This window comes from Flavobacterium sp. GCM10022190, assembly GCF_042656445.1.
GTDB lineage: Bacteria > Bacteroidota > Bacteroidia > Flavobacteriales > Flavobacteriaceae > Flavobacterium > Flavobacterium nitratireducens.
Map to the genome: position 1 here is coordinate 1,446,051 of NZ_JBHSOQ010000001.1, position 23,822 is coordinate 1,469,872.

The window sequence follows — 23,822 nt, forward strand, 5'->3', positions numbered from 1 at the left end:
TAATGAACTGTTTTAAAAAGGTATTTGTTCTTGTTTTTGTTATTTTAGCTGTTGTTTCTTGTAATTCATTACATCAATTCCCAGCTAAAAACACTCAAATTGCATTTTTATCGGATGTTCATTTATTAGATATTTACGGGACTTTTTCTGATTCGGATTATAAAGGGATTCAAAATCCGTATGACGGAAAATATACCTTGTTGCGTACTATGAAATCGCAGTTACAGTCTACGCGATTGTTCAATGAAAATTATTTTGCTTTCTTGGCTGCATTGGACGATGTGGTGAAACGAAATATAAAAACCGTCGTTCTTCCTGGAGATTTTAGTGACGATGGACAGCCTTTAAATATTAAAGGTATGCGAAAAATATTGGATGACTATTCTAAAAAATACGGAATCCGATTTATTATTACAACTGGGAATCATGATGTTGCTAAACCTTATTTGACTGATTCTGGAAAAACCGATTTTTTAGGTAAAGACGGAAAAAATCAAGTGATTATGAGCAAGGAAGGGATGTATGTTCCTAAAAAATCGGATGAACTTCCTGCGGTGATTACAAAAGATATTGGAACTATGGGTTATTCTGAAGTTTTGGCAGAAATGCGAGATTTTGGTTTTTATCCTAATCCATCTGATTTCTATTGGGAAACCCCTTTTACTAGCTATACTCCAGAAACCTATAATTATGAAAAGGCTTCTCAATTTGCATCCATCAATAAAAGAAATTACCTGATTCCACCTTATCAAACGACTATTCCCGACTTGAGTTATTTGGTTGAAGTAGAACAAGGAATTTGGCTATTAGCCATTGATGGAAATGTATATGTTCCTAAAGAAGCTGCTCAATCGCATCCAGAAAAATCGGCCAATTTCAATAGTCCAGGTGTTGGTTATAATCAAGTTTTGACTCATAAAAAACATGTAATTGATTGGGTGAGTAAAGTTGTGGTAGAGGCTAAAAAGAGGAATAAAACTTTGATAGCTTTTAGTCATTATCCAATGGTAGATTTTACAGATGATGCATCGGGGATGATGCGAAAATTATTTGGAGAGGATAAAATGCAATTGCATCGTATTCCTAGTGAAGAAGTAAGTGAAATTTTTGCAAGAGCAGGAGTCCAACTTCATTTTGCGGGACATATGCATATCAATGATACTGGTTTTAGGAAGTATGATAACGGAAAGGCACTCGTGAATATTCAAATACCATCCTTAGCCGCTTATATTCCTGGCTATAAAATTTTGAATGTAAAAAATAAAAAGAAGATGCAAATTGAGACCGTCACGATAGATTCGGTTCCTAATTTTAAAACACTTTTTCCTTTATACGAACAAGAGTATGCTTATTTGAAAAGTAGTAATGATCCTGATATTTGGGATAGCGGTATTTTAGAGGCTAAAACGTATCGCGAATACACAAATTGGCATCTTAAAGAATTAGTTCGCTCCCGTTTTCTTAAAAATGATTGGCCAGCAGATTTTAAGAATTTTTTAGTCCATTCTTCTGCAAAGGATTTATTTGCATTTGCAAAAGTATCTAGCGCAAAGGCTAAAAAATATAGTGACGAAAATTGGACAGGATTTGATATGATTGTCGATTTTCATCGTTTGTATTCGGCAGATGAATTAGCATTTAAAGATATTGGTAAAAATAGATTAAATCAGTATCGTATTATCATTGATTCCTATTTAGACTGTTATTCCAAACTGACAAATCCTACAAAAAAAGAGGATTCTTTTTATGAGTTTTGCTCCATCTTTAAAAGTTTTCAAAATGGAATGCCATCCGATAATTTTATCCTAAATTTGAATAGAAATATAATCCAAAATTAAATTTGTATAAATCTACTAACACCATGAAATCTAAGTTTCTTATAGTTTTCATTCTTTTAATTTCTTTGCCTCAAGTCATAGGGCAAAATATAAAATTTGAACATTATAATGAGAGTAATGGTCTTTCTTACAATTCGGTTAGACATATTGTACAGGATAAAAATGGGTTTATGTGGTTTGGAACTTTTTTTGGTTTAAACCGATTTGATGGATATCAGTTCAAGCCTTTTATGAGTTCAGAATTAGGACTCAATAAAATTTATAATGATGATATAACCGTTTTAGAATTAGATGAAGCTACTAATGAGTTGTGGATAGGTACTAGGAAAGGACTTACCCGACTAAAAATGAATACCAATGTGTTTACTACTTTCTTTCATAATAAGAAAGATTCTAATAGCATCCCAGAGGACGAAATACGTTCGGTTTTAGTAGATAAATTCAAAAGAGTTTGGGTAGGAACAATGACCGCAGGTGTTTCTGTCTATGATCAAAAAACAGAAAAATTTTCTAAAATAAATTTAAAGAATTTTGAATACGTCAAAGAAATTTTTGAAGATTCCAAAGGGAATATTTGGATAGGTAGTTTTGGTAAAGGTTCAGTTGCTAAAGTTATCTTAGGTGCTAAGGGCGAAATCTTGAAGATTCTTACTTATACCTTGTCTATTCCAAATTCTACTCAAAAAAATCCGTATGTCGATTTTATATATGAAGATGCTAAATCTGATATTTTTGTTGGAACTAGAGAAGGTCTTTATAAATTGAACAAGGTCAATAATTCTTTTGAAAATCTCTATATAAAAGATAGTAATTTAAGAAATAAATTAGGTCCTTACTTTATTTCTATCGCAAAAGCACCTGATGGGAAATATTGGGTGGGTACGCTAGGTGGACTTTTGGTTTGTAATCAATTAGAAGACATTGCTGTTGGAAATTTCCAAAGATATTTTTCAAAACTTACCGATGAAAATTCAATTGTAGGGAATATTGTTAATTCACTTTGTTTTGATAAGTCGGGGGTATTATGGGTAGGAACTGAAGATGGTTTGGATAAATATGATCCATATGGAAATCAATTTAAAATTAATAAGGATATTTCCTTGCACAATGATAATCAGAAACCTAATATAAGAGGATTTGCTAAGACATATGATGGTAATTTAATTGTAGCCACTAGATATAACGGACTTTTTATTTCAAAAGCTAAAACATATGTACCATTATTAAATAGAAATGAAGATATTGCTAGTATTTATTCCAATGATGGTAAGACTTTTTATTGTGGGTTGTGGAATGGTAAAATATTAGTTTATAATTATGTTTCAAATAGTACTCAAATAGTTGATATAGGAATAAGAAAATCACCTCTTATTTCTTTTTTGGTGATAGATTCAAATACGGTTGTTGTTGGTTCTTTTGGAGAAGGAGCTGTGTTTTTAGATACCAAAACATTAAAAATAAAAGTACCTAAAGGAGTTTTATTACCCGATGGTCAAATTAATAAAATAAAGTTAGATCGTTTAAATAATTTGTGGTTTGCCACTGAAACAGGGGTGGCAAAGTATAATTTAAAGTCTAAAAAGCTTAAAGTTTATTTGGCTAAAGGCAACGAAAAGTCTGGATTACCATCCAATAATGTTAGCGATGTTTTGGTGGATACAAACAATGATGTTTGGGTGGCTACTGTAAAAGGATTGGCTATATATAATGCATCCAAAGATGACTTTAACGCCGTTTTAGATCCAAAGGAACTTCATGGTAAATGGATCACTGATTTAGAGATGGATAGTGATGGTTTCTTATGGTTAAATGTAAATAATAACAGTTTAATTCGCTACAAGAAAAAATCTAAAAAAATAAATGTTTATTATGTCGATAGCGGAAATCGATTAGATGTTTTTAATTCTAAAGGGTTTTATTGCTTGAATAATTCGACCATTTTTATTGGAGGTAGAAATGGTATTATTTATTTCTCAACGGATAATATTAATGAGAATAAAGTATCTCCTATACCAATAATCACGGAATTTAAAGTACAAAATAAAGAAATTTTCCCAGGTGTAGAAATCAATGGGCAAATTCCATTTAGTAAAGATATTAATATCAACAAAGAGATTGAACTCAATTATGAGAATCGGAATTTTTCGGTACAGTTCTCTTCCCCGTCCTATACTAATCAACGACTTAATAAGTTTGAGTATATGCTTGAAGGTTTTGATAAAAACTGGATTACAACCAATAGTGACTCCAGAACAATTCAATATACGAATTTAAACCCTGATGAATATATATTTAAAATTAGAGCACGTAACAGTGATGGAATTTGGAGTAAAACGTCCTCTTATAAAATTACTGTTTTATCTCCTTTTTGGACCACTACTAAAATCTTTCTTTTAGTAGTTTTAATACTTGCTATTTCATCTTATTACATTCGAAAAGAAATTAGGTCAAGAATTAAATTAAGACAAGCACTTATGCTAGAGCGTGTTCGAAGAGATAGTGATGAGCGATTGTCTAATGAGAAATTACAATTTTTTACGAATATTTCTCATGAGTTAAGAACGCCTTTGACGTTGATCTTAGGACCGGCTAAACAATTATTGGAACAAGATGAGAGTTTAGAATATGATAAAAATAAACTCCATTTAATTTATCAAAATGCGAATAGACTCTTGTTGTTAGTAAATCAGATTTTAGATTTTAGAAAAGCCGAGTCGGGTAAATTGAAATTAAAAGTATCTAAAACAGAGATTGTCGCTAATACAGAGACTGTGTTTAATTCTTTTAGCCAGTTGGCATTAGAAAAAGACATTAATTTCAACTTCAATTGTGAAGAGGAAATTATCGATGCATGGATTGATACCGATAAATACCATAAAATTCTTTATAATCTGTTGTCAAACGCCTTAAAATTCACCAATAATTACGGAAATGTTGATTTGTATTTAGGTGTAAAAGAGGAAAAAGGAATCCGTACGTTGATTGTTGAAGTGAGCGATGATGGAGTAGGGATTCCATTAGAAAGTCAACAAAAAATCTTTTCAAGATTTTATCAAGTCAAGAGTACCAAAAAAAATAATACTGGTTCAGGAATTGGATTGTCACTTGTGGTCTCTTTAGTTGATATTCATAGAGGTCATTTAAAACTCAAAAGCGCACCAGGAAGAGGAAGTGTGTTTACACTTGAATTACCTATTGATAAAGAAAGTTATAAGAAAAGTGAGGTTTTTGATATTGAATACAAGGAACCAGAGCAGGCTTATGTTTTAGATGAAACTAAAATTGTAAAACCAACTCAAAGTACTGAGTTGAAACAGAATATTTTGGTTATTGAAGATAATCCAGAACTTCGACTTTTTATTGTTGATTATTTGTCTTCCTACTATAAAGTATACCAAGCAGAAAATGGTGATGAAGGTTTGAATCTTTGTCGTAAAATTAAACCAGCTCTTTGTGTGGTGGATGCTATGATGCCTGTTATGGGTGGTTTTCAGTTTGTTGAAGCTTTAAAAGGTGATGAAAATATTAGTCATACAGCTTTGATAATGCTAACGGCTCTGTCTGAAAACGAAAACAAGATTAAAGGATACAATCTTGGGGTAGATGAGTATATGTCTAAGCCTTTTGATCCAGCTGTTTTAAAAACCCGAATTGATAATATTATCAAAACCCGAATGGAGTTAAAACAAAAGTTTTCTGGTGAAATAGAATCCGATGCTTCTACTTTGACTCATTCCCAACTCGATGTTGATTTTATTAATGATTTAACAAATCTGATTGAGAAAAACATTAGTGACCCAGAGCTTACTGCTACTACCCTTTGTTCAGAATTAGGGATGAGTTCTTCTAAATTATACCGAAAAATTAAACAATTGACAGATTTGTCACCTAACGAGTTTATTCGAACTATTCGTTTGAAAAAGGCAGCTCATTTGTTAAAAACCAAAACCCACAATGTTTCGGAAGTTGCCGATCAAGTTGGTTTTAATGATCCGCTATATTTTAGTAGATGCTTCAAAAAACAATTTGGCTATTCTCCAAGCCGATTGATCAAGTAGGTTTTATTTTTTCTAATAGCTCTAAATTTTTCATTTTTCCTTAACAATATAGAATTATTTGTTTTATTTAAAATAATTCTAGTTCTTCAACTATGTAATTTATATATTAGCGGATGTATAATTTATGTTTTGATTTTTTACTAAATATGTTAATTTTAAACTGTTTTTTTAAAAAATTACTACTAATTATTTGCGAACATAGTTTTAATATCTATATTTGTGTAATCGATTACAATTTTTGATTTACAGCGAATTGAAACTGGTTTGTTTTAGGTTTATTGCTGTTTTGGTTTGTGCATACATTTTAACAGTAAATCATTTTGGAAAATCGAATCAAATATTAACAACATTAATACCTTATTACAATTATGAGTCAGACAAACAAAACAGTTGGAAACTATCGTTGGACCATATGTTCGTTGTTGTTTTTTGCAACTACCATAAATTATTTAGATAGACAAGTGTTGTCTTTGACTTGGAGTGATTTTATTTCTCCAGAATTTCATTGGACCAATAACGATTATGGAAATATTACGGCCTTGTTTTCCATATTTTATGCGGTCTCTTTATTATTTGCAGGTAAGTTTGTAGATTGGATGGATACTAAAAAAGGGTTTCTTTGGGCTATAGGTGTTTGGTCTATTGGAGCTTGTTTACATGCTTTTGCTGGTATTGCAACTTCAGGAATTATTACTGGAAATTGGTTTGTAGGTTTTGGGGGTGCTAAAGAGGTGATTGAAGGAATTAATGACACGGCTTTAGTAATAAATGTGAGTGTGACCCTGTTTATTTTCGCACGTTTTGTATTGGCTGTTGGAGAGGCTGGAAATTTTCCTGCTGCAATTAAAACAACAGCTGAATATTTTCCTAAAAAAGACAGGGCTTTTGCAACTAGTATTTTCAATGCAGGGGCAACTGTAGGAGCATTGGCAGCACCTATTACAATCCCTTTTATTGCAGAAGCTTTTGGATGGGAAATGGCGTTTATTATCATTGGAGCTTTAGGTTTTGTGTGGATGGGATTTTGGATTTTTATGTATGACAAACCAGAAAAACATTCAAAAGTGAATACCGCCGAATTAGAATATATCCAGCAAGATATTGTTGCTGATAGTAAAATAGAAGGTTATGTGCCAGAAACGGATACCAAAGTCGCATTGAAAGATTGTTTTAAATACAATCAAACTTGGGCTTTTGCCTTTGGAAAATTCATGACAGATGGCGTTTGGTGGTTTTTCTTATTTTGGACTCCAGCTTATTTGAAATCGGTATATGGTATGGATTCTACAGCTGCGGCCTTTCCATTATTTGTTTTGTATGTTATCACTTTGCTTTCTATTATTGGAGGATGGTTACCAACATACTTTGTAGAGAAAAAAGGAATGAACCCATACGAGGGGAGAATGAGATCAATGTTAATTTTTGCTTTCTTCCCGTTATTAGCTTTATTAGCGCAACCTCTTGGTTATGTAAGTTACTGGGTGCCTGTAATAATTATTGGGATTGCTGGCGCTGCTCATCAGGCTTGGTCGGCTAATATTTTTACAACGGTGGGTGATATGTTTCCTAAAAAAGCCATTGCTACTATCACAGGTATTGGTGGTTTAGCAGGGGGATTAGGTTCTACTTTAATTAATAAAGGTTCTGGTGTTTTGTTTGATTTTACTCAACGTAACTGGAGTGAGATTAATGGAGTACCGTTACTAGAAAAATACCCTCAATTTTTAAATCCAGAAGCTGAAAAAGTATTTTTGAAAGAAAATGAAGTGGCTAATATTGGTGAGTTTTTGAGTAAGCTTAGCGCTTCAGGTCAAACAGTTTTTGATGGTATAAATTCAGGCTATTTGATTATTTTTTCAATTTGTGCAGTATGTTATTTAGTGGGGTGGGTGGTTATGAAATCATTAGTACCTAAATATTCGCCAATTACTGATTTATAATAAAATAGAGTTCTCTTGTTAAATTCAAGAGAACTTTTCTTTTTTACTACTTTATGCATAAAAATTCAATTGGTATAAAGTAACTTTAAACAAAATTAATATCTTTGTAATCGATTACATTAATTCGAATAATTATGACAAAATATAGTTCTAGATACGCTTCTAGCCCAGAAGCAGTAAAAAAATATGATACTCAGGAATTACGTAATGAGTTCTTGATTGATAATTTAATGGAAGCCGATGAACTGGTTTTCGTTTATTCACACTATGATCGATACATTACAGGTTCTGCTGTTCCTGTAAAAAAGGATTTGGTTTTAGAAACTATCGATCCGCTGAAAGCGCCTTATTTCTTAGAAAGAAGAGAGTTAGGAATTATCAATGTAGGTGGTAATGGTTCTGTAGTTGTAGAAGGAACAACGTATGAGTTAGGATTTAAAGATGCATTGTACATCGGAGCTGGAAATAAAGATGTTGTATTTAAGAGTGCAGATGCTAATAATCCAGCCAAATTCTACATCAATTCGGCTCCAGCGCATACAACATATCCTACAGTAAAGGTGAGTTTAGCCGAAGCGAATAAATTACATTTAGGTGCAATGGAAACGGCTAATCACCGTACCGTAAACCAAATGATTATTGGTAGTGTAGTAACTACTTGTCAACTTCAAATGGGAATGACTGAATTAAAGCCTGGTAGCGTATGGAACACAATGCCTGCTCACGTTCATGATCGTCGTATGGAAGTTTATTTTTATTTAGATATTCCAGAAAACCAAGCGGTATGTCACTTTATGGGGCAACCTCAAGAAACACGTCATATCTGGATGAATAATCATCAAGCAGTTATTTCTCCACCTTGGTCTATACATTCTGGTTCAGGTACTTCAAACTATACTTTTATTTGGGGTATGGCAGGTGAAAATTTAGATTATGGAGATATGGATGTTTGTAAAATCACAGATTTAAGATAGGAAAATGACAAATTTATTTGATATAAAAGGAAAAGTTGCTCTTATTACAGGAAGTACACACGGACTGGGAATGGCAATGGCTCAAGGATTAGGTCAGGCAGGTGCAACAATTGTGGTGAATGGAAATTCTTCTCAACAAAAAATTGACGATGCAGTAGCATTACTTCAAAGTGAAGGAATCAATGCTGTAGGTTGTAAATTTAATGTAACAGTTGAACAAGAAGTTAAGGATGCTGTTGCGAAAATTGAAAAAGAAGTTGGTCCTATTGATATCTTAATTAACAATGCTGGAATTATCAAAAGAATTCCTTTGTTAGAAATGGAAGTAGCTGATTTCAGAGAAGTTATTGATATCGATTTAGTGAGTCCTTTTATCGTTTCTAAACATGTGGCAAAAGGAATGATTGAAAGAAGACAAGGTAAAATCATCAATATTTGCTCTATGATGAGTGAATTAGGTCGTAATACTGTTTCGGCTTATGCTGCTGCAAAAGGTGGTTTGAAAATGTTGACTAAAAATATGGCAACCGAATGGGCTAAATACAATGTGCAAATAAACGGAATCGGTCCGGGCTATTTTGCAACGGAACAAACCAAACCAATTAGAGTAGATGGACATCCATTTAACGATTTTATTATCAGCAGAACACCAGCTGCCAAATGGGGTGATCCAAGTGATTTGGCTGGAGCAGCTATCTTTTTATCATCAAAAGCGAGTGATTTTGTAAACGGACATATTTTATATGTTGATGGTGGAATCCTGGCTACAATTGGTAAACCATCAAATGAAGATTAATATTTTAAGAAAATTATAATGAGCACTTTTATCAACGATAACTTTTTATTAGAAAATAAATACGCAGAAGAATTATATCATAATTATTCTAAAAACCAGCCTATTATTGATTATCACAATCACTTGAATCCTCAGTTTATTGCAGAAGATAAAATCTTTAACAATATTACTGATGTTTGGATTAAAGGAGATCATTACAAGTGGCGTGCAATGCGTACTTTAGGAATCAATGAGCAATTTGTAACGGGTAATGGTTCTGATAAAGAGAAGTTTTTAAACTGGGCTAAAACAGTTCCTTATACAATGCGTAATCCATTGTATCACTGGACACACCTGGAGTTGGCTCGTTATTTTGATATTTACGATTTATTAAACGAAAAATCAGCAGAGCGTATTTATGACGAAACTTCTGCTAAAATAAATTCGGCTGAATACAGTACAAGAAACTTGTTACGCAAAGTAAATGCTGAATTAGTTTGTACTACTGAAGATCCGATTGATAGTTTGGATTTCCACGAACAATTGGCAAAAAGTGATTTCAAAACTACTGTAAGTACTGCTTTTAGACCTGATAAAGCCATCTTAATTGCTAATGACGGTTACAACGAATATTTGAATGTTTTAGGACAAAAAGCTTCAATTGAAATCAATACGTATGATGATTTATGTGCTGCTTTAAGAAACAGAATTGAATATTTTAATGCTAATGGTTGCCAACTTTGTGACCATGGTTTAGATCAAATTTATTTTGAAAACTTTACAGAAAGCGAAGTAAAAGCTATTTTCCTAAAGAAAAGAGCAAACGAGGCAATAAGCAATGAAGAAGCTTTGAAATTCCAAAGTGCTATCTTAGTATTCTTATGTGAAACGTACCATGAATTTGGATGGGTTCAACAATTTCACTTAGGAGCTTTGAGAAATAATAATGCGCGTATGCACCGTATTTTAGGTCCTGATACAGGTTGGGATTCTATCGGAGATTATCCGCAAGCTCAAAAATTATCAGCATTCTTAAATGCTTTAGATAGTAAAGATAAATTGACTAAAACAATTATTTACAACTTGAATCCTGCTGATAACGAAGTTATGGCTACGATGATTGGAAATTTCAATGACGGAAGCGTTAGAGGAAAAGTACAATTTGGTTCAGGATGGTGGTTCTTAGATCAAAAAGATGGAATGACAAAACAATTAAACGCTCTTTCTAATATGAGTTTGATTAGTTGTTTTGTGGGTATGTTGACAGATTCAAGAAGTTTCTTGTCATTCCCAAGACACGAATATTTTAGACGTATTCTTTGTAATCTTTTAGGTGATGAGGTGAAAAGAGGTGAATTGCCAGCTTCTGAAATGGAATGGATTGGAAAAATGGTTGCTGATATCAGTTACGGAAACGCTAAGGAATATTTCAAATTTCCTGTAAAATAAGTAAAGAATAAAGTTTAATTTATAAAAAATATAACTTGAAAAAAGTAGTCACTTTTGGAGAAATTCTTCTTCGTTTATCTACCGATAGACACTTGAGATTTGCTCAGGCAGAGTCCTATAAAGCAACTTATGGTGGAGGAGAATTCAATGTTGCTGTTTCGCTTGTAAATTATGGGATGAAAGCAGAATTTGTTACTAAAGTTCCTAATAACGAATTAGGAAGTTGTGCCATTCAAGAAATGCGTAAGCTGGATGTAGATTGTCACAATGTAATGAAAGGTGGAGATCGTTTAGGTATTTATTTCCTTGAAACAGGAACCAGTACTCGTGCAAGTAATGTAATTTATGATAGAGCCAACAGTTCAATGTCAACTTTGAAAAAAGGAGAATTTGACTGGAAAGAAATCCTAAAAGATGCTACCTGGTTTCATTGGAGTGGTATTACTCCTGCGCTTTCTGAAACAGCAGCCGAAGCTTGTATGGAAGCCATCCAAGTGGCTCATGAATTAGGGTTAACTATTTCAACTGATTTGAATTACCGTTCAAAATTATGGAATTATGGTAAACAACCTAAGGATGTAATGCCTGAAATGTTGAAATACAGTAACATTATTTTAGGTGATATCGATACGGCTAACTTTATGTTGGGTTTAGATAAAGTGGATCCTGATTATCAAGAAGTACATACTTTACCTGCTTTGTATGATGAAGTGTTTAAACTATGTCCTGAATTAAAATACATGTCAACAACTTTACGTTATTCTGTAAGTGCTTCTCACCAACGTATCGGTGGAATTCTTTATGATGGAAAAGAAGTTTTCAAAGCGGCTGTGCAAGAAGTAACACCAGTTGTAGATAGAGTAGGTAGTGGAGATGCCTTTATGGGTGGTTTAATCTATGGTTTGAACGAAGAACCATTAGATAAACAACGAGCATTAAACTTTGCGGTTGCAGCTTGTTGTTTGAAACATACCATTTACGGAGATTATAATTTAATTACTAAAAATGAAATTGAAAAATTACTTGATGGTGATTTCACAGGTAAGGTTTCTAGATAAAAAAAGATAAAATGGCTCAATTTACACGTATAGAAGTTGCAACTGCAATGAAAGAAACAGGGATGATTCCTTTGTTTTTTAGTAATGATTTGGAATTAAGTAAAAATGTTTTGAAAGCTTGTTATGATGGTGGTGCCCGTTTGATGGAATTTACAGCAAGAGGCGATTTCGCTCACGAAGTTTTTGCCGAATTGACAAAATATGCTATCAAAGAATTACCAGGAATGATTATGGGAGTAGGTTCGGTAACGGATGCTGCAGCTGCTTCATTATACATGCAATTAGGGGCTAATTTTATTGTAACTCCAGTGTTTAGAGAAGATATTGCTATTGCTTGTAACCGTAGAAAAGTTTTGTGGTCTCCTGGTTGTGGTACTTTATCTGAAATTGCAAGAGCAGAGGAATTAGGATGCGAAATTGTAAAATTATTCCCTGGAGAAATCTACGGACCACAATTTATCAAAGGAGTTAAAGGACCTTGTCCTTGGACGAATATCATGCCTACAGGAGGAGTTTCTACTGAAAGAGATAATTTAAAGTCTTGGTTTGATGCAGGGGCTTACTGTGTTGGAATTGGTTCGCAATTAATATCAGCTGCTGTTTTACAAAGTAAAGATTATGCAGGATTAACTCAAAAGGTAAAAGAAACGATAGCAATTATTAAAGATCTCAGAAATAAATAATAGTAATGATTTTAGGGAAAATATATTTAAAATATATTTTCCCTAAAATATTTTTTAATGTAATTTAGCAGAATTCCTAATCAGTTCAAACGATTGAACTATTTGAAGAAAACTGCCTTAAAAGAATTTAGTAGTATTAAAATGGAAAAATTAAACAGAAAGAATAGAGGTTTAGAGCAGTTAAATCCAATAAAGGTAGTACAATTTGGTGAAGGTAACTTTTTAAGAGCTTTTGTTGATTACGCTTTTCAAAGATTAAATAATGAAGTGGATTTCAATGCTGGTATTGCAATGGTACAGCCATTGGCAGGTGGTATGGTAAACATGATTAATGACCAGGATGGTCTTTATACCTTGTTTATGAACGGAATCAAAAAAGGAGAAAAAATCCAAGATATTCAGTTAATTACTAATGTTGTAAAAGGAATCAATCCTTATACTGATTTTGCTGATTATTTAGCTTTAGCTAAAGAAGAAGAACTTCAGTTTATTGTTTCAAACACTACTGAAGCCGGAATTGAATTCGTTGCAGCAGATACTCCTGACATGCAACCACCAAGTTCATTTCCTGCGAAATTGACTGTTTTATTATACGAAAGATTCAAACATTTTAATGGTGATGCTTCTAAAGGTGTAACAATCATTCCATGTGAATTAATCGATTATAATTCAGAAGCTTTGAAAAAATGTATCTTGCAATATTGTGATTTATGGAAATTGGAAGAAGCATTTGTGAATTGGGTTTCTAATGCTTGTACGTACCACAGCACTTTAGTGGACAGAATTGTTCCAGGATACCCAAGAGCTGAAATTGATGATTACAACAGTAAATTAGACTATCAAGATAATTTAATTGTTGCTGCAGAGCCTTTCTTCCTTTGGGCAATTGAAGGAGGAGATGATTTAAAAGCTAAATTACCATTCCATAAAACCGATTTGAATGTAAAAATTGTTGATGATATTCGTCCTTTCAAAATGATTAAAGTTCGTATTTTGAACGGAGCGCATACAGCAATGGTTCCTGTTTCTCTTTTATTTGGTAATAAATTAGTTATGGAAACGGTTAACGGAGATTTCACAGGTCCATTTGTAGACAATGTTATTAGTGAAATTAGCGAAACACTTCCTATGGATAAAAACGAAATCACTGCTTATGCTGAAGAGGTAATGGATCGTTTTAAAAATCCATATATCAAGCATGCTTTGGCTGATATCGCTTTAAATTCAATTTCAAAATTCAAAGTAAGAGTATTGCCTAGTTTATTAGGATATTATAATGCAAAAAAAGTGCTCCCAACGAGTTTGACTTTTTCATTATCGTGTTTAATTCAATTTTATAAAGGAACTTGGAATAATGAAACCTTGCCAGTAAAAGATACTCCAGAGTTAGTCGAAGCATTTAATAAAGCTTGGGAACTAGGAAATGTAGAATCAGTTGTTGCTTCTGTATTAGCTAATACTGATTTCTGGGGTGAAGATTTAACAAAAATTGACGGTTTATCACAAGCTGTAGTGCTTGCATTAAATGAAATTGAAACCAATGGTATTGAACAAGGGTATATCAATTTTTCTCAAAAAAACTAACAGACAAAAATAGCGTAAACAAAAATGCAAAAGAAATTAATAAAAGTAGATCCTACCGATAATGTAGCTGTAGCTTTAGTAGATTTAACAGCTGGTGAAACTATCGCTTTTGAAGGAGAAGATGTTTTAGTAGTATCGGATACTAAAATGAAGCATAAGATTGCGATGAAAGATTTTGAATCTGGAGATAAGATCATTATGTATGGAGTAATTGTTGGAAAAGCAAATCAAAAAATTACGAAAGGTGATGTGATTTCAACAGTAAATGTAAAACACGAAAGTGCGAAAGTTACAGGTAAGACAGCTTCTATTGGTTGGGAAGTTCCTAATGTGGACAAATGGAAAGATAAAACCTTTATGGGATATCAACGTGAGGACGGGCAAGTAGGTACTGAAAATGTTTGGTTGTTTTTTCCATTGGTATTTTGTGAAAACAGAAATATCGAAATCTTGAAAGATATTTTCGAGAAAGAATTAATGAAACCAAAAGAGAACGATTATCAATTATTATTGCGTTCATTAGTAAAGTCTGAAACAGGTGGCGTGGGTAATGAAGCAGCTTCAAATGATGCTGAATTATTCAATAATATTGATGTAAAATTCATTACACACCAAGGTGGATGTGGAGGAATTCGTCAAGATTCTCATAGTTTAGCTAAGTTATTAGCGGGATACGTAAACAATCCTAACGTGGCTGGAGCAACAGTGTTGAGTTTGGGTTGTCAAAACTTGCAAATCTCAATTTTTAAAGAAGCTTTAGAGGCGATTAATCCTAATAACAAAAAACCGGTTTTAATTTACGATCAACAATCAATCGGAACTATCGAGGCAATGTTGAGCAGTGTAGTTAAAGATTCTTTTGAAGCGATTAAGAAAGCGAATCAAATTCAAAGAACTCCGGCTCCATTATCAAAATTGAGAATTGGTTTAGAGTGTGGAGGATCTGATGGATTCTCTGGAATTTCAGCTAATCCAACTTTAGGTGTTTTATCAGATAAATTAGTGGCACTTGGAGGAACTACAATTCTTTCGGAATTCCCTGAGTTATGTGGAGTAGAGCAAGAATTAGTAAATCGTTGTGTTGAAGATAAAGACGGAGAGCGTTTCTTAGAGTTGATGAAATGGTATGAGAAAACTGTTGTTGATGCAGGTTCAGGATTTGACATGAATCCTTCTCCTGGTAACATAAAAGACGGATTAATCACCGATGCTATGAAATCAGCGGGAGCTTCTAAAAAAGGAGGAACTTCTCCAATTGTAGGGGTTTATGATTACGGTGAATACATCAACGAACCAGGATTTACATTGTTATGTACACCAGGAAATGACGTAGAATGTACTACTGCAATGGTAGGTTCTGGTGCAAATATGGTATTGTTTACAACAGGTTTAGGAACACCTACGGGTAATCCTATTGCTCCAGTTGTTAAGATTTCTTCTAACACTCAGTTGGCTCAAAAAATGCCAGATATTATCGATTTTAATACAGGGGAAATTATTTCTGGTGAGAAATCAATTGAAGCAACAGCCGATGAAATGTTAGAATTTATAATTAAAGTAGCTAGTGGTGAAGTGAAAACCAAAGCTGCAATTTTAAATCAAAATGATTTTATTCCTTGGAAAAGAGGAGTATCTTTATAAAGATTGTTTTTTAGATTTTGTTTTTAGTTAAGAAGGGAGGCGTAATTTTATTATGGCCTCCTTTTTTTATTCTTGATTAACTCTTGTTGAGGATTGTCGGATGAGTAATTTAGGCATTAAAACAACTTTGTCTTCTTGTTTTGTGTCTTCGGTTTTGTTGATTTTATCTAAAAATACCTGTGCGGCCATTTTTCCCATTTCCAATGGCGATTGATCAATAGTAGAAATCGTTAATTCCATGAATTTGGTGAAAGGTTCATTTCCAAATCCAAAAACACAGACATCTTCTGGGATTTTAAAACCAGATTCTTTTAGTTTTTGAATGGCTCCTAATGCGGCAAAATCACTTGTTGAAAAAATGGCGTTAGGTGGATTCTTTAAGGCTAGTAATTTTTCTGTTGCTTCTTGTCCTTCAGGAACATTACTTTTAATTGTTAGGATATACTCATCATTTATAGGAATATTGTTGTCTAGTAATGCTTGTTTGTAACCTCTAAAACGTTCTTTATAAATTTCTATGGAACGATCCCCTGAGAAAAAAGCAATTTTATCACATCCTTGCTCAATTAAGTGTAGGGTTGTTTGATAAGATGCTTCATAGTCATCAATTGTAACGGAACTAACATTTTTCATTTCTTTTTTTCGATCGAAAAAAATCAATGGAATATTTTTTTTGACTACACGTTCAATATTGTGATTATCTTCTGCAGTATGATTAGTTATAGACATTAATATACCGTCAACTTGAGCATTCAATAACGTATTGATGTTTTCGACCTCGCGGTTTTCATCTTCGTGGGATTGACAGATAATAACATGATATCCTTCTGGGTGGAGCGTATCTTCTATACCTCTAATAACCGAAGCAAAAAAATTGGTGTTAATGCGCGGAACAATTACCCCTACATTATTGCTTTTTCCGCTACGTAGGGCTAATGCTAAGCGGTTTTGCTTATAATTCATTCGGTTAGCAGTGTCGAGAACTAATTTTCGAGTATTCGGACTGATTTTCGGATTATTGTTTAGTGCTCTAGAAACAGTTGCCGCTGTGATGTTTAATTCTTTAGCAATATCGTAAATAGTTGTTTTTTCACTCATTATTAATGGTATAACAGGGTAAAAATACTATTTTTTTCAAATATTTATCGTCTAGAGCCTTCTTTTGTGCTGTTCTAAGGTGATTTTATGCTTTTTTAGAGGTTTTTGCAGCTAATTCTTGCTTTTATTGAATAATATATCTAAAATTAATCCTTATTTTTTGATTATATAAAATAAATACTTGATTTTTTGATTAATTATGATTTTTTACACTCTTTTTTTAGTTTGTTAGAAAAAATATTGATAGATTTGTGTAATCGATTACATTTTGTGTTTTATTTTTGTCAAAATGTATGATCGGTTTTGAATGACGATCTCAATAATTTATTTTTCTGTTGCTATGAAAACCAAACGATATGCTCCTGTTTTAATTCTTTTTCCGATGATGTTATCCATTTTGTTTTTTAGTTGTGCTACTTCAAAACAAACAGAGGTTTTGCTAAATCCTTGGAAAGTAAAGCGACAAATTGAAAGAGCGGTTGTTGAGCCAACATTTGCTAATAAATCCTATAGTATTATTGATTATGGGGCAAAAAGCGGTGGTCAGATTAATAATTCGGATGCTTTTAAGAAGGCGATTGAGGCTTGTACTAAAAATGGCGGAGGAAAAGTTGTGGTTCCTGTTGGTACATTTTTGACAGGCCCTATTCATTTAGATAATAATGTAAATCTGCACTTGGAGGAAGGAGCTGAAATTTTGTTTAGTACTAAATCTTCCGATTATCCTTTAGTGAAAACCACTTTTGAAGGCACTGAGTGTATGAATCATTCGCCACTGATTTATGCTTACAATAAAAAAAATATTGCGGTAACTGGAAGAGGAATTTTAAACGGTCAGGCTAATAATGACAATTGGTGGTATTGGTGTGGTGCTAAGGAATACGGTTGGACTTCAGGAAAAGGAAATCAAAATGACCCACAAAATCGAGTTCGTTTAGTAGAAGCTGGTGAAAAAAATATTCCGGTTGAAGAACGAATTTTTGGTGAAGGGTCTTATTTAAGACCTAGTTTTATAGAGTTTTATGAATGTACAGATGCCTTAATCAAAGAGGTGAAAATCATTAATGCACCTTTTTGGGTAATTCATCCTATGAAATCTACAAATATAACTGTTGATGGGGTTACAGTAGAAAGTCACGGACCTAATAATGATGGCTGTGATCCAGAATATTCTAAGAATGTAATAATTAAAAATTGTTCTTTTAATACGGGAGACGATTGTATTGCTATCAAAGCGGGTAAAGATGGTGATGGTCGTCGAGTGGCTATGAAAAGTGAAAACATAATTGTTGAAAATTGTAAAATGCTAGATGGGCACGGTGGTGTCGTAATGGGAAGCGAAATGACTGGTGGTATTAAAAATGTTTTTGTTGAGAATTGTGAAATGGATAGTCCTAATCTAGATAGAGCCATTCGAATAAAATCCAATTCAAGAAGAGGAGGTATTGTCGAGAATGTTTTTGTTAGAAATATTCAAGTAGGACAGGTGGCCGAATGTGTGTTAAAAATAAATATGTTTTATAACGTATATGGTAATCAAACGGGGGATTATATTCCTCAAGTAAAAAATGTAATTTTAGAAGATGTAAAAGTTAAAAATGGCGGGAAATATGGGATTTTAGCTAAAGGCTATAAAGAATTACCTATCGAAAATGTTATGTTTAAAAATGTGACTATTGATAAAGTAGACGAAGCTTATTTTATTGAAAATGTAATAAATCTTCAGCTTATCAATACCTATATTAACGGCAAGAAAGTGGTAAGTCCTAAAAATAATTAATATCAAAATTAATAATAGAAAGATATAATGAGAGCAAAAAAAAATTTATTTACGTTTATTTTAGTAGTAGCATTAGGCTTCACTAGTTGTAAATCGCAAACAACTGCGACTTCAATATCAAATGAGTTAACTTCCCCAAAGTTAAAATGGTCCGAAAAAATGGCACTGACTTTAATGAAGCGTCATCCTCAGGCATTTCAAATTGATGATAGAACAACTCCCAAATGGGATTATGTTCATGGTTTGGTGTTGAGTTCTATTGAGGAACTTTATAAAAAAACGAAGGATGAAAAGTATTATAATTACATAAAAGGGTATGCCGATGCTTTAATTGACGAAAAAGGAAATATAGCTACTTATGAAGAAGATAAGTATAATATTGATATGGTAGTTGCAACTAATATTTTATTTGCTATTTATGAGCGTACTCGTGAAAATAAGTATTTAGTAGCAATCCAAACCATAAGAAAGCAATTAGATTCTCACCCAAGAACTCCAAGTGGAGGATTTTGGCACAAAAAAATCTATCCTAACCAAATGTGGTTAGACGGATTATATATGGGACAACCTTTCTATGCAGAATATACAGTGAAGTTTGAAAATGGAAAAAATTTAAACGATGTTGCTAAACAATTTGAATTAATTGAAGCCAATGACAAAGATCCTAAAACAGGATTATTATACCATGCTTGGGATGAAAGCAAAATGATGCCTTGGGCTGATAAAGTAACAGGAAAATCACCTAATTTCTGGTCTCGTGCATTGGGATGGTATGCAATGGCTTTGGTAGATGTGTTGGATTATTTCCCGAAAGACCATCCAAAACAAAAAGAGTTAGTAGGGTATTTGAATAACTTAGCTGTTGCCTTAGAAAAAGTTCAGGATAAGAAAACAGGATTATGGTATCAGGTAACTGATAAGGCAGGAAAAGAGGGAAACTATCTGGAAGCTTCAGGAACTTCAATGTTTGCTTATGCTTTAGCAAAAGGAGTAAACAAAGGCTATTTGCCAGCTAAATTTAAAAAAGTTGCTAACCATGCTTTTGATGGTTTAACAACCAAATTGATTAAAAAAGATGCTGATGGAGGAATTACATTAACTCAGGTTTGTCAAGTAGCTGGTCTGGGTGGAAATCCATACCGTGATGGTTCCTATGAATATTATGTAAATGAGAAAAAGAAAGATAATGATCCTAAGGCTACAGGGCCATTTATCTTAGCGGCTATCGAATTAAATCGATAAAAAATTTTCTATTAATAAATAGTAAGCCATCCAATATGAAATTAATCAATATTGTTGTTGCTGTCGGATTTGTTTTGCTATCCAATCAGTTTGTTTTAGCTCAAAAAACAAATGAGTTTTCGGAAGTTTGGGTTGCTGATAATGGAGACGGAACTTATAAAAATCCGATTTTACATGCTGATTATTCTGATCCAGATGCGATACGTGTAGGTGAGGATTATTATATGACGGCTTCTTCTTTTAACTGTATTCCGGGTTTGCCCATTTTGCATTCTAAGGACATGGTCAATTGGGAATTGGTGAATTATGCTTTGCCAAAACAACCGCCATTTGATGTTTTTGATAAACCTCAACATGGAAATGGAGTCTGGGCACCTTGTATTAGATATCACAATGATGAATTTTATATTTATTATCCGGATCCTGATTACGGGATTTATATGATTAAAACGAAGAATCCAAAAGGACTTTGGTCAGAACCAATATTAGTCAAAGAAGGGAAAGGTATTATAGATCCTTCACCTCTGTGGGATGACGATGGAAAAGCGTATTTGGCATTTGCTTTTGCAGGAAGTCGTGCTGGCGCCAAAAGTTTGTTGGCCGTTTGTTCGATGAATCCCGAAGGTACTGTAGCTTATGATGATGCAGTGATGGTTTTGGACGGTCATTTGGACGAAGCTACTGTCGAAGGACCAAAGTTTTATAAGCGAAATGGTTACTATTATATTTTTGCACCTGCAGGGGGAGTGCCTACAGGATGGCAAACTGTTTTGCGTTCTAAAAATGTTTTTGGTCCATACGAAAAACGCAAAGTAATGGATCAGGGGAAATCACCTATTAATGGTCCTCATCAAGGAGCCTGGGTACAAACGCAAACAGGCGAAGATTGGTTTTTTCATTTTCAAGATAAAGGTGCTTATGGTCGTATTGTGCATTTACAACCTATGAAATGGGTTAATGACTGGCCGGTTATCGGAATAGATAAAGACAAAGACGGCAAAGGAGAACCGGTTTTGACTTATAAAAAACCGAATGTTGGGAAAACGTATTCAATTAGGACTCCTCCAGATTCAGATGAGTTCGATTCTCCAAAATTAGGATTGCAATGGCAATGGCATGCTAATTATCAAGTATATTGGGGTATGCCTACATCAATGGGGCACTTTACGATGTTTTGTCGTCCGATGCCGGAAAATGCAACTAATCTTTTTGATGTTCCTAATCTTTTGTTGCAAAAGTTTCCTGCTAATGAATTTATAGCGACGGCTAAAATGACTTTCAATGCTCGTTTTGATGGAGAAAGTGTTGGATTAGTTATTATGGGCTTGGATTACAGTATGCTTAAAGTAAAACAGCAAAAAGGGGAATTATATCTTTCTCAGGTTAATTGTAAAAACGCAGATAAAAAAGGTGTAGAAACCGAAAATAATCCTTTGAAGTTAAAAGGGAATACTTTTTATCTTCAAGTGAAAGTAAAAGATGACGGGATTTGTAGTTTCTTCTACAGCGAGGACGGAAATAAATTCCAATCTCTAGGAGAGGATTTTAAATCCCGAGAAGGAAAATGGATTGGAGCTAAACTGGGTTTTACGGCACTTAGAGAAGGAAAAATAAATGATGCTGGTAGTTTAAATATTGATTGGATTCGATTTACAAAATAATTTTACGATGAATACTATTTTTAAAGCTATAATTACGCTGTTTATTTCTAGTACTGTAGGAATCAATATGCAGGCTCAAGTACTTGATAAATCTTGGAAGAGCATCACAGAAATGAATGATGATGTTTGGTATGCTTCAAAAGAGGCAAAAGCGGTTGCAGAAAATGTGTTGCTATATCAACGAAACATAGGCGGTTGGCCTAAGAATATACAAATGCAAAAGCCGCTTACTGAGGCTCAAAAGAAAGAATTAGTTGCTCTTAAACATTCAACAGAAGGTTGTACTACTGATAATGGCGCTACTTGTCAAGAGATGCTTTTTCTGTCTAAAATCTATAAGCAACAACCCGATGAAAACTATAAAAAAGCCTTTCTTTCAGGTTTGGAATATTTGCTAAAAGCGCAATATGACAATGGAGGTTGGCCCCAATTTTATCCACTTAAAAAAGGCTATTACACTCATATTACATATAATGATGATTCAATGGTTAATATCCTTTTTGTATTAAAAGAGATTAAGGATAAAACAGATTACTATTCGATAAAACCATCAGATGAAATTGTTGCAAAAACGAAATTAGCCTTTGATAAAGGGATCGATTGTATTCTTAAAACCCAGTACAAACAAAATGGTGTTTTGACGGCTTGGTGTGCACAACATGACGAATTTACGTTGTTGCCTGCTAAAGCGCGTGCTTATGAACTACCTTCTTTAAGCGGAAAAGAATCGGCTAAAATTGTATTGCTATTAATGTCGATTGAAAAGCCCTCAAAAGAGGTGATTAAAGCTGTCGATGCGGCTGTGGTATGGTTTGAGAAAGTAAAAATAACTGGTTTAAGAGAAGAGAGAGTTGTTCAAAAAGGAAAAATAGTAGAAAAGAAACTGCTTGCTGATACTAATGCAACACCCTTATGGGCTCGGTTTATGGAATTGGATTCTAATATTCCTTTCTTTTCAGATAGAGATGGAGTAAAGAAATATTCTCTTGATGAAATAGGTGATGAAAGAAGAAATGGCTATGCTTGGTATACGAATGAACCTAAAGAGGTATTGAAAAAATACGAGAAGTGGAAAAAAAAACTTTCGGTAGAACCCGATGAAGTTTCTCAAAAAGTAGCTAAAACACCCAAAGACGAATACAATATAATTGTTGCACAAGATGGAAGCGGTGATTATAAAACTATTCAGGAAGCTATTAATAATTCGCCTGCTTTTCCATACAAAAGAGTAACTATTACTATTAAGGAAGGGGTTTATTATGAAAAAGTGCTAGTTCCTGAATGTAACACTAAGATTTCATTAATAGGGGAAAATAAAGAGAAAACGATCATTAGCTATGATGACTATTTTGGGAAAATTAATTTAGGACGTAATAGTACGTTTTACACATCAACACTTTTGGTTGAGGGGAACGATTTTAAGGCAACCAATTTAACCATTCAAAATACTTCTGGGCCTGTAGGTCAGGCCATAGCATTGTCTGTTGTGGCAGATAGAGTGGTGGTTTCTAATTGTATTATTTTAGGAAATCAGGACACTTTATATACTTCAGGTGAAGGTTTTAAGCACTATTATAAGGATTGTTATATAGAAGGAACGGTAGATTTTATCTTTGGAAGCGCAACAGCAGTTTTTGATAATTGTACGATTCATAGTAAAAGTAATTCATATGTTACGGCAGCTTCTACTCCTGAGGGGATTAAATATGGTTACGTTTTTCTGAATTGTAAGTTGACTGCAGCAGAAAAAGCAACGGAAGTTTATTTGGGTAGACCTTGGCGCATTTACGCAAAAACTGTGTTTTTAAATTGTGAGATGGGGAATCATATTCGTAAAGAAGGTTGGAATAATTGGTCTAAACCAGAAGCTGAAAAAGCTTCTTTTTATGCCGAATACAATTGTTCAGGACCAGGATTTCAGCCTCAAAGTAGAGTGGTGTGGTCGCATCAATTAACAAAATTGGAAGCTAAAGAATATACCTTGGAGAAAATTTTAGCTGATTTGAAGTCTAAAGAAAATTGGTTTACAATCTTTAAATAA

Annotated in this window: 15 protein-coding genes; 14 read left to right on the plus strand and 1 reads right to left on the minus strand. The window is 33.4% G+C overall.

From position 1 onward, the window contains the following. Positions 1-2 precede the first annotated feature (2 nt). From ACFPTQ_RS05970 to ACFPTQ_RS06015, 10 genes are all read left to right on the plus strand, one after another. On the plus strand, positions 3-1,838 hold the full coding sequence (locus tag ACFPTQ_RS05970) for a metallophosphoesterase (protein WP_379775090.1): 1,836 nt from the start codon (positions 3-5) through the stop codon (positions 1,836-1,838). Positions 1,839-1,861: 23 nt separating this feature from the next. Then, positions 1,862-5,896: a two-component regulator propeller domain-containing protein gene (locus ACFPTQ_RS05975; protein WP_379775093.1), complete on the plus strand. Its 4,035-nt coding sequence runs from the start codon at positions 1,862-1,864 to the stop codon at positions 5,894-5,896. A gap of 368 nt (positions 5,897-6,264) precedes the next feature. After that, positions 6,265-7,836, plus strand: a complete 1,572-nt coding sequence (locus ACFPTQ_RS05980; protein ID WP_379775096.1) for an MFS transporter — start codon at positions 6,265-6,267, stop codon at positions 7,834-7,836. Between the two features lie 134 nt (positions 7,837-7,970). After that, positions 7,971-8,810: a 5-dehydro-4-deoxy-D-glucuronate isomerase gene (gene kduI, locus ACFPTQ_RS05985; protein ID WP_379775099.1), complete on the plus strand. Its 840-nt coding sequence runs from the start codon at positions 7,971-7,973 to the stop codon at positions 8,808-8,810. Positions 8,811-8,814: 4 nt separating this feature from the next. Then, positions 8,815-9,606 (plus strand): gluconate 5-dehydrogenase, encoded by a 792-nt coding sequence (locus ACFPTQ_RS05990; protein WP_379775102.1) that lies wholly within the window; start codon positions 8,815-8,817, stop codon positions 9,604-9,606. 18 nt (positions 9,607-9,624) lie between these two features. After that, a complete protein-coding gene (gene uxaC, locus ACFPTQ_RS05995; RefSeq protein WP_379775105.1) occupies positions 9,625-11,034 on the plus strand; it encodes a glucuronate isomerase in 1,410 nt (469 codons plus the stop codon). A 35-nt stretch (positions 11,035-11,069) separates the two neighbouring features. Beyond that, positions 11,070-12,092, plus strand: coding sequence for a PfkB family carbohydrate kinase (locus ACFPTQ_RS06000; protein WP_379775108.1), 1,023 nt, complete (start codon positions 11,070-11,072; stop codon positions 12,090-12,092). Between the two features lie 11 nt (positions 12,093-12,103). Beyond that, complete coding sequence (locus ACFPTQ_RS06005; RefSeq protein ID WP_379775111.1) at positions 12,104-12,775, plus strand: bifunctional 4-hydroxy-2-oxoglutarate aldolase/2-dehydro-3-deoxy-phosphogluconate aldolase; 672 nt, start codon at positions 12,104-12,106, stop codon at positions 12,773-12,775. 141 nt (positions 12,776-12,916) lie between these two features. Next, on the plus strand, positions 12,917-14,359 hold the full coding sequence (locus ACFPTQ_RS06010; RefSeq protein ID WP_379775563.1) for a tagaturonate reductase: 1,443 nt from the start codon (positions 12,917-12,919) through the stop codon (positions 14,357-14,359). Between the two features lie 24 nt (positions 14,360-14,383). Next, a complete protein-coding gene (locus ACFPTQ_RS06015) occupies positions 14,384-16,000 on the plus strand; it encodes a UxaA family hydrolase (protein ID WP_379775114.1) in 1,617 nt (538 codons plus the stop codon). A gap of 66 nt (positions 16,001-16,066) precedes the next feature. Here the strand turns inward: ACFPTQ_RS06015 and ACFPTQ_RS06020 are convergent, their stop codons facing one another. Beyond that, positions 16,067-17,098: a LacI family DNA-binding transcriptional regulator gene (locus ACFPTQ_RS06020; protein ID WP_379775117.1), complete on the minus strand. Its 1,032-nt coding sequence runs from the start codon at positions 17,096-17,098 to the stop codon at positions 16,067-16,069. Positions 17,099-17,438: 340 nt separating this feature from the next. Between ACFPTQ_RS06020 and ACFPTQ_RS06025 the strand changes: the two genes are divergently transcribed. The 4 genes from ACFPTQ_RS06025 to pelA are packed head-to-tail and all read left to right on the plus strand — an operon-like array spanning position 17,439 to position 23,822. Then, positions 17,439-18,878 (plus strand): glycoside hydrolase family 28 protein, encoded by a 1,440-nt coding sequence (locus tag ACFPTQ_RS06025; protein ID WP_379775120.1) that lies wholly within the window; start codon positions 17,439-17,441, stop codon positions 18,876-18,878. A 27-nt stretch (positions 18,879-18,905) separates the two neighbouring features. Then, positions 18,906-20,120: a glycoside hydrolase family 88/105 protein gene (locus ACFPTQ_RS06030; RefSeq protein WP_379775123.1), complete on the plus strand. Its 1,215-nt coding sequence runs from the start codon at positions 18,906-18,908 to the stop codon at positions 20,118-20,120. A gap of 35 nt (positions 20,121-20,155) precedes the next feature. Beyond that, positions 20,156-21,781: a glycoside hydrolase 43 family protein gene (locus ACFPTQ_RS06035; protein ID WP_379775126.1), complete on the plus strand. Its 1,626-nt coding sequence runs from the start codon at positions 20,156-20,158 to the stop codon at positions 21,779-21,781. A 7-nt stretch (positions 21,782-21,788) separates the two neighbouring features. After that, positions 21,789-23,822: a pectate lyase gene (gene pelA / locus ACFPTQ_RS06040; protein ID WP_379775129.1), complete on the plus strand. Its 2,034-nt coding sequence runs from the start codon at positions 21,789-21,791 to the stop codon at positions 23,820-23,822.

Excerpts from the sequence above, each read along its gene's own strand:
- uxaC (WP_379775105.1), top strand. The coding sequence starts at position 9,625 with ATGAGCACTTTTATCAACGATAACTTTTTATTAGAAAATAAATACGCA.
- ACFPTQ_RS05975 (WP_379775093.1), top strand. The coding sequence starts at position 1,862 with ATGAAATCTAAGTTTCTTATAGTTTTCATTCTTTTAATTTCTTTGCCT.
- ACFPTQ_RS06030 (WP_379775123.1), top strand. The coding sequence starts at position 18,906 with ATGAGAGCAAAAAAAAATTTATTTACGTTTATTTTAGTAGTAGCATTA.
- kduI (WP_379775099.1), top strand. The coding sequence starts at position 7,971 with ATGACAAAATATAGTTCTAGATACGCTTCTAGCCCAGAAGCAGTAAAA.
- ACFPTQ_RS06020 (WP_379775117.1), bottom strand. The coding sequence starts at position 17,098 with ATGAGTGAAAAAACAACTATTTACGATATTGCTAAAGAATTAAACATC.
- ACFPTQ_RS06015 (WP_379775114.1), top strand. The coding sequence starts at position 14,384 with ATGCAAAAGAAATTAATAAAAGTAGATCCTACCGATAATGTAGCTGTA.
- ACFPTQ_RS06005 (WP_379775111.1), top strand. The coding sequence starts at position 12,104 with ATGGCTCAATTTACACGTATAGAAGTTGCAACTGCAATGAAAGAAACA.
- pelA (WP_379775129.1), top strand. The coding sequence starts at position 21,789 with ATGAATACTATTTTTAAAGCTATAATTACGCTGTTTATTTCTAGTACT.
- ACFPTQ_RS06010 (WP_379775563.1), top strand. The coding sequence starts at position 12,917 with ATGGAAAAATTAAACAGAAAGAATAGAGGTTTAGAGCAGTTAAATCCA.
- ACFPTQ_RS06035 (WP_379775126.1), top strand. The coding sequence starts at position 20,156 with ATGAAATTAATCAATATTGTTGTTGCTGTCGGATTTGTTTTGCTATCC.
- ACFPTQ_RS05980 (WP_379775096.1), top strand. The coding sequence starts at position 6,265 with ATGAGTCAGACAAACAAAACAGTTGGAAACTATCGTTGGACCATATGT.
- ACFPTQ_RS06025 (WP_379775120.1), top strand. The coding sequence starts at position 17,439 with ATGAAAACCAAACGATATGCTCCTGTTTTAATTCTTTTTCCGATGATG.
- ACFPTQ_RS05990 (WP_379775102.1), top strand. The coding sequence starts at position 8,815 with ATGACAAATTTATTTGATATAAAAGGAAAAGTTGCTCTTATTACAGGA.
- ACFPTQ_RS05970 (WP_379775090.1), top strand. The coding sequence starts at position 3 with ATGAACTGTTTTAAAAAGGTATTTGTTCTTGTTTTTGTTATTTTAGCT.